Raw genomic sequence first — 18,796 nt, 5'->3', positions numbered from 1 at the left:
CATGATCGTTAAAATAAGGAATTTTCAGATTCAATTTTTTTCAATAGACTTGTATCGTTTCGCACTTTTAGCCTCTAGTGGAGCATAACGCCTTAGACTTCTTTCATTTGATCAATTGTTGATGAGTGCCAGGGGAGACAAACCCATGAGACAAGGCTTGGCTAAAAAGTGCGAGGAAATAGTAGAAATCGCAGAGTGACGAGTATTTTCAGGTGCAGGGAAGTATGGTTTTGCTCCCTTTATTAGGAGATCGAGCGTAATGCCTGGGTCGGTTGTATAAATTTAAAGTAAAAAGAAGTCGCTTCCTGGTGATCGCGAATTTTTTCCCCTTGAGATAAATCGAAGCGAATGAGGCTTTGCTTAATATCTTGAGAGAACTCTTGATAAGCTTCTGTTTGAACCACTAGAATGTGACCTTCTAATTGATTTCTAAAAAAACGTTTCCGAATCGCTTCATAGCGACTAGCCAGAATTACTGGCCGCCCGAAAAGATCATACTCAAGAACGCCAGACACAGGATAGAACCCTTCCACTTCACCGAATGTGATCGCCGCAGAGCAAAGACTCTCACCATGCAAACCATTCCGCGCCATAAGCTGATCGAATTCGTGAAAGAAAGCTTGAATGAGTTGGAAGGCCACATCCCCAGGGTTTAGACCATCAGGCACACAAAAGGGAAATCCCACAGAGCAAAGAAAGCCGTCGCCCAGCTCCTTGATCCGATAGGCTCGGGCTTGTAACTGATCTTTACGATAGTCTGCCATCATAATCTTGTGACAATGGGCAAAAAACTCACTAAAGATCTCTCGTTTATTTTGATGACGAAGGTTGGTGCTATTTATGATATCAAAGGCAATCACGAAAGCGTTCCTCTTCTCACATGGCATGGTGTTTTCTAAGGACTCTCCATTCTTAATACGCTCGATTTGATGAGGATATACCATCTTTTCCAGCTGCTCGTAGCTATGCCTTTTAGATTCTTCTTTTTGGACCAGTTCGCGGATATAGGCCTCCTTCTGCTGACTCGCGCGACGCTGCATATAATTGAATCGTTCTCCTAGAGCAAGGGATAGAAGCACCGCTTCGATGGTAGCCCCAGTAAGTTGACTCCAGCTTGTGATTAAGTTGATGGGCAACACTCCACCAGTTTTTAGGGCTACGATCAGTGTGCCACCCAAAAGAAATCCCCAGGCAAGAGTATAGTAGTAAGCGGGTCGATAGCGTCTGATACTTGCGACGAATCCAGAGTAGAGCAAGGACAAGGATGCAAGTACAGTAACTATAAATACGACACGACTGTTAAAACGATAAGGAAGAGCGAGAGATATAAGCCCGTACCCCATAAGAGCTGCAAACAAGAAGCTTAGATAGCGAAACAGACGAGGCTCTTTATCTTTCAAGTTTAGAAAAATGATCGTAAACCTCACACAAAATGCCAGGCTTATAAAAATACATAGGTGGAAGCCATCATTATTGAGCCAGAACTTTAGGCTACTATCTGCCATATGATTGAGGAGTGTTCCTGTAAAAATACACTGCACGACGAAGAAGAAGCCTAGATACCCCACATATAGAAGATACTCACGATGCTTTAAAGACAGGTAGAGAAAGGAGTTATAAAGTAGTGTCACAATCAATGCCCCTAGAAGGGCCGCGATATAAATGTGTTCGATCATCGCATGATGGGAAAATTCATCGTAAGTCCACGCATCAAATCGCCCTGATACGTTTCCCTCGCTCTCGATTCGAATAATGATCGTCTGCTGGCCTTCAATCAATGGAATCAGAAACGATAGAGCACGGGCATGAGGAATCGATTTTTTGAAGCCAATCCGATCTCCTCCTTGCCAATGCCAAAGGTAATTGTCTCGAAAATGCCAAACATCCATGCGATCAGTATGCACAAACAGGTGTTCCAAGACGAGTTCCACCTCAAGTTCCGCTTCGACCTTCACTTTTAGCCAAAGCGGATGTGACAAATGTCCCCAGTACATCTCGCCCTCAATATCGGCCCAAGGAATTTCCTTTTCACCCAGCTCTTGGAACTCTAGAGCTGAAGATTCATCGATAAAGAACTGAGTGTAAGGCTTGATATCCACTTGGCTCAAAGGCCTTCCATCGAGACGCAAAACCTCCGCAGCCCAGCTTGTCGCTTCAGACAGGAGTAAAGCTATGGAGACGAGAATCCATAAATTGTTGTGCAAAGCTAGGGCCTTTTTCAAGGAAACCGATTCGGTTAGTCATCGTCATAATAAAAGAAAATTTGAGCCGATTCCCGATTCTACAAACAAGCACCCAGTGTGAAACACCTGCGTTTGATTACGAATCGAGACCCTTCCCCACCACAGTTTCGTTTCAACCTTGGACACTCACCTACCGACGGCCAATCCAGCTGAAAAGCATCGTGATTTCAGTGAGCTAGTTGATACTTCGTTCGCATTTGCGCTTGCTTGGCTATGCTTTGGACAGCTCCAAACTCAATTTAGACAATATTTACAGCATCTTATATCGGCATACATCTTGAATGTTAACCCGAAACGTTTTATTATACAGGGGACACCAATGAAACTCATCCGGGGACTCGTATTCGTCATGGGCTCATTACTAGTTTTGAGCGCTTGTGACGAAGCAAAACAAAGTGGGGATGGCGATCAAGCTGCTGCGCCGGTCGAAGCCGATGCCACCACAGATGCCGAAACGGAAACAACCGTGGACCCTTTCGAAGAGCATGCTGCTCTCTTCTCAGAAGAATATAAAGCGTACGCACAACGATGTATCGCCGCGACGTCGATTCAAGGCGGCAACTTCAAGTTCTATTCAGGTTTTGTCGATGCTGCGACAACTTTTTCAAACTATGCCGTCATCACCATGGGCTGCGAAAGTGGGGACATAACCACATTGCTAAACCTAGCTGATGCATTAAATCAAATCAATCCTCAGGGCTTCTTAGACCTTCTTTCGAGCCTGGAAGTTGAGACTGGCCTAGATACTCATTTTCAAACAGTTGTCGATTCAACTACCGTTGCCGCAGCGGATAATCTAACTATTACCAATAGTTTTTGGAACTTCAGACCCGAAGGTAGCTTCTTTATATCAACCTTCGATGCATCTGCAACAACATTTACTGATGGTGTCAATACCCCAAGCTCGATCACCTTCACCTACGGTGATCAAACGGTACAATCAGACGTTACAGTGTATTCTTACACTCAGGCACAGATCGACTTGGGGCAAGCACGATACAACGCAGCGTTCACAGACGAAAATGGCGTTGAATCACCATCATGTGCTAGCTGTCACCAGGCTGCCAACGGTGTTGACCATTCACCACTTCTTATCGGTACATGCTCTGACGTAGAGATCATTGGAGCAGTCGAAGCCGGTGCTTATGCGCCAGATGCCGATAATCCGAACTCATTCTGCGCTGGCTATCAACTAACAGTAGCCCACAGCTGGGGTTTTGCTAGCCCTGAAGAGCGCGATGGTGTGATTGCCTATCTAAGGACTCTGCCTTTGAACATCACGCCGCCAGCTGCTGAGTAACAGAAGGTTAATTGACAACAAAAAGAGGGTTTGTTCAATCAAGAACAAACCCTCTTTTGATCTCAAGCCACCCCATGCTGGCTTGTAAGACTCTCGGCAATAATCTTTTCCATAGATCGAACATGGCTCGATTCAACCTTGCAAAACGTTGGCACATGTGAAGGAATCAACGAGCGTATCTCTTCAATATCATGGCCTGTAAACACCATTACGGGAATTCGACTCTCTAGAGCAAGTTCAACAACCATCTCACAGGTATGGGTATCAAGACAAAAGTCTGTGATTATCAAGTCCCAAGATTCAGCCTGCTGAATTTTTTCAGTAAAGCTTGTCACTGAGCAACTGATATCAGGCTCGTGACCAATGAGTTCCAAACAATCCGATAACACCTTGCTAAGGATGGGGTCATCCTCCACGATCATAATTCTAGCCATAGTTAGTTTTCCTCTAGATTCGTTAGCCTTAGGCTTTCATAGTTGCTTTACGACGACGATCTTGTTTCGCTCGTTCCTCCTCTTGATACGTCCAAGAAGGCACGTATTGATACTCCTTGCGCTTTAAGAGCCAAGACGCAAAATCGAATTCCATCCGCTTACCTGGATTCATGAAAGCCTCCTCTATTTGGCTGTCTTGTTGTCCTAGAAACCTGTTCGTCTGGAATAATTAGCTGACCTTAGTGTTTTTTTTAGAACAGGCTTACCTGAGCCAGAGCGAGATAGCTAACCAACGGGAACATTAACGATTTTTTCCCTAGAGTGTAAAAAGTATAACAAGCTACAAGGCCTTGGTTTTTCTGTCCGAAAACATTCCTCTTCGAAATTTTATAAAATAATCAACCATTCATTATACTTATAGAAGCCGTCTTCAGCGCCGAAAAATTACCCATCGACAGCATTGGAAAAAAAAGTAAAGTCTTGTGTGAATCTAATCCCTTACACTTAGACCAAAAATCTTTTTGATGACTGAGGTATAATGATGTATCAGAACTTTTAATCAACTGCTACCTCCCCAAAGAGCTTAGCGAGCATGAAGCCATTCAATAGTCTCTATCTCATTGCCCTGCTCCAACTACTAGTTACAAGCCCGGCACTAGCCAAGGATTGGGAAGCTGGTATTTCTCTGGACTCCATTTCTTCCGGCACTCTAGTTTTGAAATCAAGCCATACCATGACTGAATTCGCACAAACCTTCTTCGCACGCTACAAACTCAAGTACAAATTTAAGTTCCTGGGAAAGGATCACCACTTCATGGTTGGCGGTCACATGAGTAATGGCGAGGTCAGCTATACGACTAGCGTTGTCTCCCGACAGGGCTACCACTTCAAGCTAGGCATAGACGCTTTGATTCGAAGCCAATGGAATAAGAATTATCAGTCTACCATAGGTCTTTCCATTCACCCTCTGACCAGCATTAATGTCTTTTCTCGGGTAACAAGCCTAACCAACGATGAAACGGTTACCAGCACAAACCATACGAAGCTTTCAGGATGGGGGTGGGCTTTGCCAATCGATGGTATGCGTAAGTTCGAAGTGAGATTGCTGGGGAGTAAGCTTGCTTTAGCAGCGGGCCCCCAAATCAAGCTGAATTTTGAAAGCTATTCAACAAGAACGGACCAAACCGTTCAGATAAATCAATCAACAAAAGAGGTTGTCAACGTTAGTTCCTCCAGCAGTGGCAGCTTCAGCTCGAACTATCTTTCTTTTGGCATCATTTTTCTAGCATTGTTTTGATGAGATCTTTGCAAGGGTCTTTATGGGACGTCGACTTCGCGAGTGATAAGCTCACCACTAGTAAGAGTATAGTCAACAGAGACTTTAGTTCCAGACGGCGTGCAAGCCAAACCTTCTTGATAAGCAATATCAGTATAAGTTTCTATGCAACCAGTAATGGTCATGGATTCCAACTCGATGATGTTGCTTGTTAGCAAGGTGTAAGGCGAGCTTGACCCTTGCAGAACAATAAATGGATTCAGATAAACACCATCCCAAACCTGTGGAATTTCAACATTGTTAACTCTGAATTTGGCTCGCACCCAGCGGTGTCCTTCGCTAGGGCTTAGAGTCAGTGCCACGGACTCTTGATAGGGAATCCAAGTACTTACGTTAGGTCCTTCGATTCCCCCAAACAAATACATTTCAACAGTGTCCGAAGGTAGATAGTCTAGCCTTGTATTTACTGTAACGAGCTGCGACTCCGTCCAGATAGGGTCGCCGTCGATTTCGATAGCAGCTGGTTCGTAATCCAAATTATAAATAATTGTTTTTTCTTCTCTAAGGCAGAAATTCTCCGCTACGTCTTTGATTTGGATTGTAATATTTTTTGTTCCCACACCCCGCGATAGCTCCAAGTCTACCTGAGCGCGGCCAGTAAATTCGTGGAACTGGAAATCATTGTTGGTGTCACCATACACCCTGTACTGCAATACTGAACTATCGATACCTTCCACTTCAAAACGCATAAATCGGGAGTTGGTACTCGATGCTACATGAACCCGACAGCTTTCAGGTGGGCTAGATTTAAGGGGAATGCTCAATGTAATGACTTCAGACTCTATATCGGCTTTATTACGAGTTTTGACTTTGAGACTCTTCAACGACTCACCTGGACTCAACTTGATCGGAATGATTCCAGTAGAAGGGATCTCTCGCCAAGACCCGGTGGGTGAATCCGAACCATCGAGGTCGCCCTCAATCCAGATCTCTTCCATATAAGTGCCTGTATGCCCAGAAACCAAGAGAAGTACATTTTCATCACTGGTCGCTTTCTCACTTAAACCGATGGTTGGCAGAGAAGGAATGGATTGATCGTACACCCAGGACAGAGTTTCTTTGGCAAATAGAGTCCCATCCTCGTAGTAGATCCAAACATCAACAGCATACTCACCTTCACTAGCATAAAAAAACGTCGTTTTTTCTTGAACGGGAATCACCCCGCCCACAGTCCCATCGGTCTCGTAGTCGCCAGTGTCGAGTTTGTAAAGGAAATTGGAAGAAGAGGCTCTGATGATAAGGCTATTGCTCTGCTTGTTGGTAGCTTCGTACTCTAGGAAGACATCGAAGTAAGGTACTGAGCTTTCTTTTATCTCGCTATTAGCACAAGATAAAAGAAAGCCCACAAAGTAAATCAAGACGATTTGAAAATTAACCTTGACCACTGCCTTGATCCTAGTCTACCTTAAGGTGTGTATGTCAAAGTAGTTACATCAATATTGAAGTACTGATAAGATGTATCAGCTGCTTCAAGTATCAATATCATGTTCGGATTCGAATGCATCGCATCAGGTCCAGTAAGTGTCACTGTTACGAAACCACCGTTCGTCGCGGTAGCATCACCGAAATCCAATCCATCAGTACCCACAGTTACGACTGACTCACCAGTCGGGAACAGTGCCGATGCGTCTGACATCGTTAGAGTACCCGAATAAGTGTCCTGAATGAGTTTGTAAGTGATGTCCGACAATGGAACTCCATCGCAGGCAATATCGGAACCTGCAACAGAACCTGAAACAGCGTTAGCACAGTTTAGAGTAATACCGAACTGACCCGCGCCTGTTGCAGTTAGGCCAGTGAAGCTAACAGCAGCGATGGTGAAGTTAGGAGCTGACTGACCAGAGACTGTGATTGCATGAGAGTCCGACACAACATTCTTAGCAATGGTTTCATCAGCGCCAGCCTGGATTTCTGAGAACGTGTAAGATATTTGCTCGGTTCCTGAAACTGGGTTATCGAGCTGGCTTGCTACCACAACGCGAATTGTATTTGTGTTATCCGTGGAGTCTTCAAAGGTCGCAACGTCGCCAGCAAGCCAAGAGGTAAATGGATCACCTGAACTTGGAACCCAAGTCACACCACCATAAACGAATTGGTTAAGTTTCACGACACAATCTTGGTCGAACTTATAAACGTCGATATTGGGATTGGTATCTTGAATACTTGCGTAAGTCAAACCTGAGACGCAATTTTCCAAGGACATGTCAAAAGAAGTAGCGGCAGCGAGGCCGAACAATGGAGTGGAAGACTCTTGAACGCCCACGCTAACAGTTGCAAACTCTTGGCCGGCTGTTAGATCCTCTTCAGAATTAGATTCGCTAGGATTGATCATTTCCGGTCCACACGAGGCTAGCATACTAGCCATAAAAATCGAATACACCCTCTTCATTGAAACCTCACAAAGGCAGTGAATGAACGTCTCTAATTTTGGGTGCAGAGACCTATTCGTCTTCTTCAGGCTTCCTGATTAGGGACATCAATAATCTGCAAACTTATTAGGGCCTAAGGTCTCAACAATTCGAATCTTGTACAAATAAGGTTTTGCAAAGGGCTTGCGGGAGCCTCAATCTTTACTTTAGTAAGAGTTGGCTGCTGCCCGAGTTTTCGGAGACATAAAAACCCAGCAAGCCCCGTCCTGAAGCTTGCTGGGTTTATCAGAGAAGCCCGCCTCCCTCCGAAGAACGTCTTCCTTGTCCTTACTGTGGTAAGCTTTGCAGCAGGGCCACGACATCTTTATAAAAGGGTGTGATGGGATCCGACCAGCTGTTGCCGAAGCCAACGACCTGCATATGATCGAAGGTTCGCAGGGTGCCCAGGTGATTCCAGACACCTGGCTGAGGGGCGCTTCGCTGATCGAAAGAGTGCACTGGGTCTTGGCTATTGATCGTGGGTGAGATAGTACTTCGGGTATTCACCACAGCATCGTTTTCAAGCCAGCTATTATCAAGTGAAGTCCCGTCATCGCAGTTTTTCACACAGCTTCCCAAAAAGCTTGCAAAGGGTTTGAAGATACTCGTTACGAAAGACCGTGGCTTATGTCTTCCAGATAACCATGATCCATAGGTCGCCGAGGTTCCATAAGAGAAGTAATAGACATCAGGATGGATGGGTACCCGGCGATTCATTGCCGCGGCTCCCCGGGGCGCTAGGTCGTAGAGACTATGATCCGTTCCTCTAAGGGCAGGGTTGTTGATAAAGCGCTTGAAGTAATCGGTAAGAGGCTCACCCTCCCGTGGCATCAGATCGAAATGATCTAGCTTTAGGTCGTATACATAGTCTGCCAAGCCGGTCTTTTTGAGAAGGACATCGGCAGCCCCAACAAACTTGACTATAAATGGAATGTACTTTTCAACAGCTGGAGCTAAGGTCGTGCCGTCCATCACTCCTGCAATGGTCACTAGGCTCTTAGCCCACTCACTCTTGCCACCTTTAAATAATGGATTCAAGGGTATGCCGTGCTCTTCAGCATAGCGCCTCTCGGCTTCATCACCGTAGGCGAGAAGATGGATCAACTGCCTTACCGTTTGCGCCCCTTGGCTGTGGGCGATAAAATGCAGTTTTTCGAGAGCGCCATCAGCTCTCACAGTGCCCCACTCAGGAAAGACACCGGGGAAATCTCGGCCGTATCGTTTGTGAGAATGGTGAGCAGCGTGTGCCGCCCCGTAATCAACACGACCACCCTTAAGGTAATAGTAGGCTTCGATGGCCCGATCCCAGTTGCTGGACACCGGACCGACGGTCACTGCAAAAACTTCTTTGCCATCGCGCTCCAGATCGCGAAGAAGATCTTCATCCAGCCCTCCCCAATAATTGAGAGGTCCCAGCTCTCCATCACCCCAGCCTAAAAAGCCGTGAACAAATGCTACTGAATAATCGTTGCGTTGTTCTGCGGAAAGTGATGCTGGCAGAAAAGAGATGCCGAGCGCAATAATCCATGGGAAGAGACGGTATGGCATATTCCATCCTCCTTCGAGCGATAGCTTTTGATCCCCAAACGCTTGTGGGTGGCCAGAGTCAATGGGCGTTGCGACCTATAACCACTTTTTAGCGTGTCTCTAAGTAACCACAGCCTAGGCTCGCAAACCATTTAGATATGCTAAAAGAGCGCCACAAGCCTTGTCAGTCAAGGGGTACAGGTAATTTACAACGTAAGTTCCTTTTCCTGCGTAAGATTACTAGGGGATTTAGGCATAATTATCGCAAGCTGGACAGCCAGTCAGCTCTTGAGACATTGGTTGGCGTCTTCAGAGCTTGAATTCCTAGGTTCAAGAGGATTTCAGCCAGCCCCTTATTTACTTTGTTCATAGCTAGCGGTATAGCTATAGATTCCGTGTCATTCTTTGAGGATATGCCTTTGAAAGCGGTCGTTTCGCCCCGTAAGATCCTAGTTACCTGCTTTGATAATATTGGCGACCTGGTTTTTATCAGCTCTGTCACCGCCAACCTACGGCACCATTTTCCAAATGCCGAAATTGATCTATGGTGCAAGGAATACACAAGCCCTTTGGCTGGGCTTATTCCTGGAGTCAATCAGGTCATTGCGAGTGATCCATTTTGGGATAAATCACCGTTTCGCCCTAAAGGCTCATTTAAAGACTTTTTAAGTCGTTGGTGGCAGGTCCGTCGCAGCCGCTACGATGTTGCCGTGGTCACCGGCGCGTGCTGGCGCTCAGCCTTATTCACTTGGTTAGCTAGAATTCCATCAAGAATCGGCTATCAAAAACGGAAGTCCAAGATATTTCTTAATCAGCTCATTCCTATGTTCAGTCGCCACAAGGGAGTCGTTCCAGAGTTGCAGCGCTTGCTAGCTCCATTGAACTGCCCGGCTCATTTCAGGCATTACTTTATCAACCCACCAGCGAAGACATTGTCTATTGAACTTCATGATCAGGTCATTGGCCTTCACCCCTTTGCCGGACATCCTCGTCGCTGCGCAAATCTCAGCTTTTGGGATCAGCTTGCCCGCCATTTAAAAAGTGATGGTCGAAGAATCGTGTGGATGGGCGCTCCCCAGGAACTGGAACGTTTGAAAGCCGAGTACGGGTACCAAGATCAGGAGTTCTATACCCATTACGTCGAAGGCCAAGACCTTCTAAGTATGGCTCGATTTATCAAAAGCTGCCAGCTCTTCATTGGTCACGACTCAGGCCCCCTCCATATCGCTGGAGCCATGGAAGTCAAAACTCTTGGTCTTTACCTGCCCAGCGAATACCAACGGACCTTTCCTCAAGGACCTGCCCAAGCTCGGTGGGTCGTCAAAGATCAACCCGCCGACTTGCAGCTAAAAGACTTGATTCCCCATTTGGATCAGCTTCTGGCCAGCCCTTAGGCTTGCAGAGTTAGAGGGAACGGACTGAAGATTTTCTGCTTATGTAAGTAACTGTTTTCTTGGCGGATATTGAGAAGTGACAGCATTTTAAGAGGCAGAGAAATCGGGTAAAGCCCCTTACGATACTGCTCAATTGATTCCAAGACATAGCGTTTCTCGTCGTCCCGTAAGCCTTCTTTCAAAAAGCCATAGATATGAAGAAGGGCATCGGAACCGTGCTTGGTCTGCCTCGTGCCCGAGAAGACTTGGGCCATGAACTTACGATACCCCTGGATCGACTCTCTGATATTACTGCGACTGGTTTGAGCAACCAATGGGCCCATCTGACGATAGAGCTTCGGGCTGTATGAAAGCAGCAAAAACTTATGGGCTCGATGAAACTCTTGCAGAGCCCGCGGGCTTGCTTCCATCGCTCCAAGGCTGTGATACATATATAAATGAGAGAGGAAAGCTTCCCGCTGGCCAAGGTCGTCCAAGCGAGGACCTTCGATGATGGGAACGTGAGGGAAACGCTCGCGGAGAGCTGCTGCAAAAAATCCAGAACCGTCTTTGTGGGGGATATCGTTCTTGGACTCGTAAACCTTAACAAACTTAAGCCCGCACATCGGTGAGTTTGCCATCAGGATAAAAGCGTCCACATCAGCGCAATCCCGGTCGAGAAGCTCGCGGACGGTGGTTTTTGCGAGCTCAGTCATGTCTTGACGTGTTTTACTCGTGACCAGATGAAGAGTCTTTGCTTGCGAGTCTTTAACCACTCTCATGGTCTCTCGGGGAGTACCCAAACCCATCGCCATCTCGGGACACAGGGGTTTGAAATCTACATAGTCCCGCAGCACGGTATCGATCCACCGGTTCTTCTTACCTGTGCCGTCGTATCGAACTTCCTTACCGAGAAGGCAAGCACTGATTGCAACTTTTGGTCTGGCATAAGATTCCATACGTCGTCCTCCTTCCCATTATAATTCGTCCCTTTCTCCTCGGAACTCAATGCCGAAAAACATGGCGTATGCGACCCAAGGAGTAGATTGCGCACGATCATTTTTACCGCAACATATTGGTGTCTTACCAAAGTTTTAGGGCTCCCTTACTCTCTCGCTTGTCTCACAAACATTATTAAAGGAGAAATGAAAATGAAGTTGATGACAATTGCGTGCGGATTAGTGCTTACCAGCCAGGCAGCCTTTGCAGGGATCTTTCCCAAGGTTGTACCCGATCTCGATCTTCCTCAATTTCTTGGGAAGTGGTACCAAATCGCGTCTACTGACCCATTCTTCCAGAGAGATTGTGTCTGCGTCACAGCCGAATACGAAATCAACGACAATGGCAATGTCGATGTGATCAATAGCTGTCGGAAAGGTGCTGTTGATGGTGAATTAGACGTTGCCATCGGCGAAGCTAAGACCACACGAAACCCAGCTAAGCTAAATGTTTCTTTCGGTGGATTCGGACTTCCATTTTCTAATTACTGGGTCGTGGACCTCGCCGAAGATTATTCTTATGCGGTGATCTCGACTCCATTCCGTACCCCCATTTGGATCCTTTCAAGAACCCCAGATATGGAAGACGAGTTGTACTCCGATATTCTTCAGAATCTAGATGAGCGTGGATTCCGCATTAACAGCATCAATCCCACTCTCCAAGCTGGTTGTGATAACTAGAAAAACAAAGGCTTCTTAGGAGTCAATTTTAGAAGATTCTAAGAATTCTTCGCATACCATAGCAGGAACCGATCACATTGAGGAGTTCCTGTTGTACCTTGCTAAAATCCTAGTCATCCTGCTCCTAGCTTCCAGTCTTCAACTTTCAGCACAAGATCAAAAGCTCGATTCTGCATTGAAGGCTTTCGAAGATGTCGAAGGCTCGATTGAAGATGGATATTTACAAATTCGAATCAGTAGCCGCATTAAAGAACAGATGCATGCTTACTACGAACTCCAAAATACCCTTGCCGCATCCACTCCAGTAGAATGGGAGCGCCCCATCATCGAACTATTTATTCAATCCCCCTGGGCATCCCAGCAAAGAATTGGCTTGTTGGGCGGTATGGGGCCTCTCAGTGATGCCCGTATCATTGATGCCCTAGGTGAGAGTATCGATGAAAATACTCTTTCTTCTATGAGTATCCATCTCCTATCCCTTCCCCCACCCCGAACCATGTGGCAAATTCTAAGAGGTGGTTGGAACTACGGCTATCACTTGCAGCGATTTATGCGTCACAACTATCAGAAGTACTTTCTCGTGAGTAATGCCGCGCACCTTAATCACTCCTTGATCTCATTTTTTAGCGGGGCTCATCGGGTCTTTCACCTGCCTCGCTATGTCGCCAATCATATGACACATCGCCATGGGATTCAGGACTCACCAAGCTTGATACTGAGCACTGATGCGCTCCGGCAAGCCAAACTATACCAGGACCTACTTCGCGCCAAAGGTATGCAAGCTTTGCAGCTTGATGACAGCGACCAAGGTCTGGTGAGCGCTTGGATTCAAACCGTGAAGCAAGGCCGCCTCAGCGCTACAGGGAAGGAGGAGTTCTCAAATTTTCTGTCACAAATGGCGGAAAAATATAAAGTAAAGTCATTGCTACTGGCTTGCACTGAACTCTCCATCGCCTATCACTATTCTGTCACACCCAATTCCCAGCAGGGTTTTACGATTATAGACTCGGAAAAGCTTCTCCTAAATGCGATCCAGAGCGCCTTGCAGCAGTGAACTCATTCTAGAAGATCAGAGATTTTACATAATCTGCCTAGTATTCCTTTTAATTTAATTCTGGAAACCTAGCAAACCAGTTCACAGGCATATCAGAGGCTGCCTGAAGAGCCTGACAGCGCGGTTTCAAACCCATGGATTTGGTTTGACCGAGGCTTTTTTATCTAGCAGTTGCGCCAAGATTTGGACTTTTCAGACAGCCTCTGCGCCGTCCGTTAACCCTTGCTATGGGATTGCACTATGAAATACAGGCTTGCTACGATTCCCTTACTTTGTGCCACCTGCTTCTTGGACGCCAAGATTGCAGTAGGACAAGATTCCGAGGCTGTGGAAACAATGGTGGTGACCGGTACTAGAAAAGCCGGTAAAACCGCAGAACAACTAGCCTCTCCCGTTGACATTATCGAGGGAGATGACTTAGCCAATCAAGGAGATACTGAGCTTACCGACTTGATGCGCAATCTAGTTCCCTCCTTCAATGTGACCACGCAACCGATTAGCGATGCAGGAACCATTGTGCGTCCAGCCAACCTCCGCGGCCTACCTCCCGATTCGACTCTAGTCTTGATCAATGGCAAAAGGCGTCATCGTGCTGCCGTAATTTCCTTCTTGGGCCAAGGTGTTTCCGATGGGGCTCAGGGCGTGGATCTCTCCATGATTCCTGCAATTGCAGTTGAACGGGCTGAGGTGTTGCGCGATGGTGCTTCGGCTCTTTATGGCTCTGACGCAATCGCAGGAGTGATGAACTTTGTACTCAAGGACAATGATGAAGGTGCGCGATTCGAAGCCAAAGCGGGTTCCTACTACGAAGGCGATGGCACCATGTTTCAATATGCCGGAAACGTAGGTACGAGCCCATTCGAAGGTGGATTCGCTAACTTTAGCTTTGAGTATCGAGAAGCTGATGCGACCAGCCGTAGCATCCAGCGTGACGATGCGGCAAGCTTGAGAGAAAGTGGCAACGCTTATGTCGCTGACCCAGCCCAGACCTGGGGACAGCCAGAAGTCAAAAGCGACGTGAAGCTATTCGCCAACTTCGGCCAGACGATCAATAACAACTTAGAGCTTTATGCTTTCGGAAACTACGGCACGCGGGACTCCCAGGGTGGATTCTATTATCGAAACCCAACCGACCGCCTCGGCGTTTATACAACGGAAGATAGCGAAGGAAACGTAAGCCAGTTAGTAGGCGATACGAATCCTGGCAGCGGCCCTGATTGCAGCAACCTCTCCTTGGACGCTGCGGCCGACAACACTACCATTCAAGGGCGCGAGTGTTTTTCGTTCACCGAAGTATTCCCCGGCGGATTCACACCTCGATTTGGTGGGCGCCTCGTGGATAGCTCAGGGGTTTTCGGTCTTCGCGGCGAATTTAACAATGGTTTTCGCTATGACTTAAGTGGTGGCGTGGGTCGCAACGAGGTGGAGTTCTACCTGGATAACACCGTGAATGCATCTCTTGGGCCCAATTCTCCTACGACTTTCGAACCAGGTGGCTATATTCAGGAAGACGAGCAATTCAACTTGGATGTTTCTTATCCTATGGGAGCTATCAACTTAGCTGCGGGCTTAGAGCGACGACGAGAAACATTTACTATCAACGCCGGAGATGAGGCCTCCTATGCAAACGGTCCTTTGAGCCAGTATGGTTTTTCCATTGGCTCGAACGGTTTCTCTGGTTTTAGCCCCGACATCGCCGGTAAGTTTTCTCGCTACAACAATGCTGCCTACCTTGATGTGGAGAGTGATATCACCCGCATCTGGTCAGTGGGGCTTGCAGGGCGCTACGAGGAATTTGAAGACTTTGGTGTGACACGCAATGGTCGTTTATCGACGCGACTTGATTTGAGTGACCAGCTTGTTCTAAGGGGGACAATTAGCACAGGCTTCCGTGCTCCAACTCCTGGCCAAGCGAATGTGACCAACACAACTACAGCATTTGAAGGAGGCTCTCTGATCGATCGTGGCACGATTCCCCCCACAAACCCAATTGCTCAGCTATATGGTGGGGAGCAACTGAAACCGGAAACGTCACAGAACTATACTTTCGGTGCGATACTAAAAACCGGTTCACTGCGCACGACGGTCGATTACTTCAATATCGCCATCAAGGATCGCATTGCTCAATCCGTATCTCGTGAAATCAGCCCTGAAGAGGCTGCCGCATTAGAAGCTGCCGGCTATGCGGGAGCAGGAAACTATGCTGCCATTCGCTTTTATACCAATGCGTTTGAAACGGAAACCCAGGGCGTTGATCTCATCATGTCGTATCCACTGAAGGCCCTTCCAGGCGCCAGCGTTCTGCGCTTTGCTGGAAACTGGACTGAAACAAAAGTCATCGACTACACTACGGGTATCTTGGATGAGAAGCGTATCCGCCAATTGGAAGAGGGGCTTCCCCAATATAGAGCCAATTTAAGCCTGTCAAACAGAGTTGGATCATGGCGTAGCCTGGCCAGAGTTAACTACTTTGGTCCCTACTACGAGGCTCACCTAGATAGTGGTGGTCTGCCAATTGAAGCGGGTGAAGAGTTCACCGTCGATGCAGAACTTGGAGTTGCCCTCATGGACAACCTATCGATCATCATGGGAGCCCAGAATATCTTCAACGAATTCCCAGATGAGCATGATCACCAGGGTGTTGCCGGAGCTAAGTATCCCGAAACAGCACCTATGGGCTTTAATGGCGGATTCTACTATGGAAAACTGATTTACTTCCTTTGATAAGTCGCGTAGGAATGGGGGCAGCTTAGGGAGCCCCCACTGGACTACCTCAAACCCGCAATAAAGTTGGGTTCTCGGGTTCCTTACTCTGTAATTACGAAGAAAGGATACCGAATGATAAAGCAAGTCGTCACCGCCAGCACTGCCTTTGCAATTGGAATGTTGGTCAGCTATGGCATCTACTCTCCAGACCAAGATAAAATCGCGTCTCAAATGTCCACTAGCGAACCAGTCGCTCAAGAAGAACAAGCGAGCCAAGAATCTGTCAACATTCCTACTGCATCTCTAGCTTTAAAGGAACAGGTTCTGCAGCTCAATCAAGAGAACCAAGAGTTGAAGTTAGCGCTCAAGTCCCTTCACAGCCAACCTCAAGCCACTGTAAGTGCCGATGGAGCTTCTAGCTCCTCGCAATATCGCTATACCCCAGCAGAAGATACTCCTGACCTGCGCTTGGGCTTGGCGGGAGAATACTTTGAAGTTATGGCAATGGATGAACAGATGTCGAAGATGATTGAAGTGTCCTTTGACTCCATGCTTCAGTCTGAAGAAGGTGAGCTGGATGCCGAAGGGGTTGCTGCAATGAAAGACGTGATGAAGAAATACATTGCCTGGGAAAAGTGGGAGCGCAGTTTCTACGAAATCTATGCTGAGTCATTCACTGCCAATGAGCTGCAAGCCTTGATCGACTTCCAAAAAAGCGAGGTGGGGCAAGCCATGGTTGAAAAGACGCCCGAAATCACAGCAAAGGTGATGCAAACCATGGGTGCTGGCATTCAAGAAAATCAAGCCAAAATGGCTGAAGAAATTGAGGCCATCCACAAGGCCGCTGAAAAGCGCCGCGGAAAGCCTGCCGAAACCCATTAGATTCGCTCCAAGCCAGTGACCGGTTGAGTCGCTGTGCTGGGCTCCTCCCGATCACGATCATCCCTCCTCCTCTGCTGAGCATTTTTCAGACGACCGTATCAATCAAGTTGCATATCCCTCTTCGCAGTAGCTTATGGGCCAATCTCATGCTGATAACGCTCACATTTAGCATATAGTTTCGTCTTTAAAATACTTCCCCAAGCCATCAGATTTAGCAGTCTGGGAACTGCATTCATAGCCTGGACACAATAAGAGGCAAGAAACGTCAATCGAGACGTGATTAAGTATAATTCTAAAAAGCGCGAAGAAAAGTGGTAAAACTATTTAAAGACTTTTTTGGGTGGATATCCGATTTAAGAGCGTCGGATACATCTGGAAATTTGTTCACAGCTCAAACATTGGTTTGAGACTACTCTTGCGTCATGTGGTAATGGAAAAAGGCTGATTGATGAATCTCACGTCCAAAGAGTACTACGATCTTTTGCTCATGAGGCTTAAGTATATTCGATCGCATCTCGACTATACACAACCTCAGATTGCTAACCGACTCGGTGTTAGCTTACGGCACTACCAACGGATCGAAAGTGGTGGTACCCAGCTTACTGTTCAAGAACTCCTAAAACTATCCGAAATTCTCGGGGTGAAGGTAAGAGACTTACTCACTGATGCGCCAATGCAAAAATGCGAGACCTTCGCCTTAATGCCCTTCGATGATATGATGAACATTCCGTTGATTAAAGACTCAGGGTCATCGGGCCTCTTCGCGTCTCAATTGCTAAAGAACTATGCCGCTGAAGATCATGACCATGAGATCTTAGCATGGAAAGACTTCATGGATGCCGAGCTGTGCCTGTTCTTTTCTAACCCGTACAGCAGCTACATGAATCGTAAGCTTCAGGAGCTAGGAGGCCGCCTTTCCAATAAGAAAGCGACAGCTACCGGGGTGATCAACAAACTCAACTATCTGCTCATGTGGGAGACGATTGTTTTTGATGAGCCTGGTTGCTTTACCTATGATATTGAGATGAATACCCCACTAGGCAAGCTTAGCGTCACCTCATATAACTTTGTAATTCCTAAGGTCCATGGCTCTGCCCCCTATGTGTTGGGAGCAATGGAGCCAAAGCTAGAAACAACCGTTCAAGCTCACTAGCGCCTAGTCAAGTTGAATTCTCTTAGGCGACAAGGAGCGGGCGAGGAGACAGTACGTGCTGGGTACAGTGACGAGCGAGTAACAAAGTCAACAACGCCGAGGCTTCAAATCGACTAGAGACTAGACGGATTTCTGAGAAGCGCTAGTCCCCTTCTCAGACACCCACATGGTGATATCTGCCCGCGAGACTAACTCGCCATTTATGTCTTTGACTTCGACAATCACATGCACATCTTGAGAGCCCCGATCAGGAATCACATCTAGCTTTGTTTCTGCCGTTATATCAGTTTTCGCCTTCTTTAGGTATTCGATGGTCATACCTTTGGGAATCCATCGCATGGAGCTAGGAAGACTAGCTTCCATCATGGTTCCTCCAGCGAGTTCCGCTGCGTTAGCCATAGCAATAGCGTGAACTGTTCCGATATGGTTGGTAACACTCCGGCGCTTCTTAACCCGAACGATGGCATGCCCTGGCTCAAGAGTCTCAAAAACTGGGTGAATCGAATTAAAGTAGGGAGCCTTGAAACAAACAATGCGACTGAACAATTGAGCCCCGAGTGGCCACTGCTTAAACTTCCGATAGAGCTTCAAAACAAAATTATGATCGTCCATTAAACTTCTCCATAAAGTGGCTCTGCTATTATTTCTACATATTATCCGTGGTTGGCCTCCCCCTGTTTTCTCGGTACTGATAGAGAAAC

General features: G+C 47.0%; 16 protein-coding genes. 8 read left to right on the top strand and 8 right to left on the bottom strand.

All coding sequences use genetic code 11. The features are described 5' to 3' along the window. Positions 1-242: 242 nt before the first annotated feature. Positions 243-2,204 (bottom strand): 7TM diverse intracellular signaling domain-containing protein, encoded by a 1,962-nt coding sequence (locus B9N89_RS19685; protein ID WP_234996133.1) that lies wholly within the window; start codon positions 2,202-2,204, stop codon positions 243-245. A 358-nt stretch (positions 2,205-2,562) separates the two neighbouring features. On the opposite strand from B9N89_RS19685, the gene B9N89_RS19680 reads away from it, so the two are divergent. Beyond that, positions 2,563-3,543 carry a hypothetical protein gene (locus tag B9N89_RS19680; protein ID WP_132321768.1) on the top strand — a complete coding sequence of 327 codons (981 nt, stop codon included), beginning with the start codon at positions 2,563-2,565 and terminating at the stop codon, positions 3,541-3,543. 62 nt (positions 3,544-3,605) lie between these two features. Here the strand turns inward: B9N89_RS19680 and B9N89_RS19675 are convergent, their stop codons facing one another. Together B9N89_RS19675 and B9N89_RS31455 are read right to left on the bottom strand one after the other, a co-directional pair. Next, on the bottom strand, positions 3,606-3,977 hold the full coding sequence (locus tag B9N89_RS19675) for a DNA-binding transcriptional response regulator (protein WP_132321770.1): 372 nt from the start codon (positions 3,975-3,977) through the stop codon (positions 3,606-3,608). Positions 3,978-4,005: 28 nt separating this feature from the next. Further along, complete coding sequence (locus B9N89_RS31455) at positions 4,006-4,149, bottom strand: hypothetical protein (RefSeq protein WP_159455502.1); 144 nt, start codon at positions 4,147-4,149, stop codon at positions 4,006-4,008. Between the two features lie 420 nt (positions 4,150-4,569). On the opposite strand from B9N89_RS31455, the gene B9N89_RS19670 reads away from it, so the two are divergent. Next, complete coding sequence (locus B9N89_RS19670) at positions 4,570-5,274, top strand: hypothetical protein (protein WP_132321772.1); 705 nt, start codon at positions 4,570-4,572, stop codon at positions 5,272-5,274. Positions 5,275-5,294: 20 nt separating this feature from the next. Here B9N89_RS19670 and B9N89_RS19665 read toward each other — a convergent pair whose 3' ends face one another. The 3 genes from B9N89_RS19665 to B9N89_RS19655 all read right to left on the bottom strand — a co-directional run bounded on the left by B9N89_RS19665 (position 5,295) and on the right by B9N89_RS19655 (position 9,269). Beyond that, positions 5,295-6,698: a hypothetical protein gene (locus B9N89_RS19665; protein ID WP_132321774.1), complete on the bottom strand. Its 1,404-nt coding sequence runs from the start codon at positions 6,696-6,698 to the stop codon at positions 5,295-5,297. A 20-nt stretch (positions 6,699-6,718) separates the two neighbouring features. Next, on the bottom strand, positions 6,719-7,702 hold the full coding sequence (locus tag B9N89_RS19660; protein WP_132321776.1) for a hypothetical protein: 984 nt from the start codon (positions 7,700-7,702) through the stop codon (positions 6,719-6,721). A gap of 307 nt (positions 7,703-8,009) precedes the next feature. Next, positions 8,010-9,269 carry a lipase-like domain-containing protein gene (locus tag B9N89_RS19655; protein WP_132321778.1) on the bottom strand — a complete coding sequence of 420 codons (1,260 nt, stop codon included), beginning with the start codon at positions 9,267-9,269 and terminating at the stop codon, positions 8,010-8,012. Positions 9,270-9,667: 398 nt separating this feature from the next. On the opposite strand from B9N89_RS19655, the gene B9N89_RS19650 reads away from it, so the two are divergent. Beyond that, entirely contained in the window at positions 9,668-10,642 is a 975-nt protein-coding gene (locus B9N89_RS19650; RefSeq protein WP_159455501.1) for a glycosyltransferase family 9 protein, read from the top strand. Here the strand turns inward: B9N89_RS19650 and B9N89_RS19645 are convergent. Then, the gene (locus B9N89_RS19645) at positions 10,639-11,580 is read right to left on the bottom strand and encodes a YbgA family protein (protein WP_132321782.1); all 942 of its coding nucleotides are present in this window, start codon (positions 11,578-11,580) and stop codon (positions 10,639-10,641) included. The genes B9N89_RS19650 and B9N89_RS19645 overlap by 4 nt on opposite strands. Before the next feature lie 192 nt (positions 11,581-11,772). Between B9N89_RS19645 and B9N89_RS19640 the strand changes: the two genes are divergently transcribed. From B9N89_RS19640 to B9N89_RS19620, 5 genes are all read left to right on the top strand, one after another. After that, positions 11,773-12,300, top strand: a complete 528-nt coding sequence (locus B9N89_RS19640; RefSeq protein ID WP_159455500.1) for a lipocalin family protein — start codon at positions 11,773-11,775, stop codon at positions 12,298-12,300. Between the two features lie 91 nt (positions 12,301-12,391). After that, complete coding sequence (locus tag B9N89_RS19635; RefSeq protein WP_132321786.1) at positions 12,392-13,354, top strand: aspartate/glutamate racemase family protein; 963 nt, start codon at positions 12,392-12,394, stop codon at positions 13,352-13,354. A gap of 240 nt (positions 13,355-13,594) precedes the next feature. Beyond that, on the top strand, positions 13,595-16,078 hold the full coding sequence (locus B9N89_RS19630; protein WP_132321788.1) for a TonB-dependent receptor plug domain-containing protein: 2,484 nt from the start codon (positions 13,595-13,597) through the stop codon (positions 16,076-16,078). A 114-nt stretch (positions 16,079-16,192) separates the two neighbouring features. Then, positions 16,193-16,942, top strand: coding sequence for a DUF2059 domain-containing protein (locus B9N89_RS19625; RefSeq protein ID WP_132321790.1), 750 nt, complete (start codon positions 16,193-16,195; stop codon positions 16,940-16,942). A 448-nt stretch (positions 16,943-17,390) separates the two neighbouring features. Further along, entirely contained in the window at positions 17,391-18,095 is a 705-nt protein-coding gene (locus B9N89_RS19620; RefSeq protein ID WP_200820749.1) for a helix-turn-helix domain-containing protein, read from the top strand. Between the two features lie 120 nt (positions 18,096-18,215). Here B9N89_RS19620 and B9N89_RS19615 read toward each other — a convergent pair whose 3' ends face one another. Further along, positions 18,216-18,707: a hotdog fold domain-containing protein gene (locus tag B9N89_RS19615; protein ID WP_132321792.1), complete on the bottom strand. Its 492-nt coding sequence runs from the start codon at positions 18,705-18,707 to the stop codon at positions 18,216-18,218. Between the last annotated feature and the right edge of the window lie 89 nt (positions 18,708-18,796).

The sequence above is a fragment of the Pseudobacteriovorax antillogorgiicola genome, from assembly GCF_900177345.1.
GTDB lineage: Bacteria > Bdellovibrionota_B > Oligoflexia > Oligoflexales > Oligoflexaceae > Pseudobacteriovorax > Pseudobacteriovorax antillogorgiicola.
Note: the sequence above shows the minus strand (reverse complement) of the source record. Positions and strands in the feature narration are given on the sequence as shown.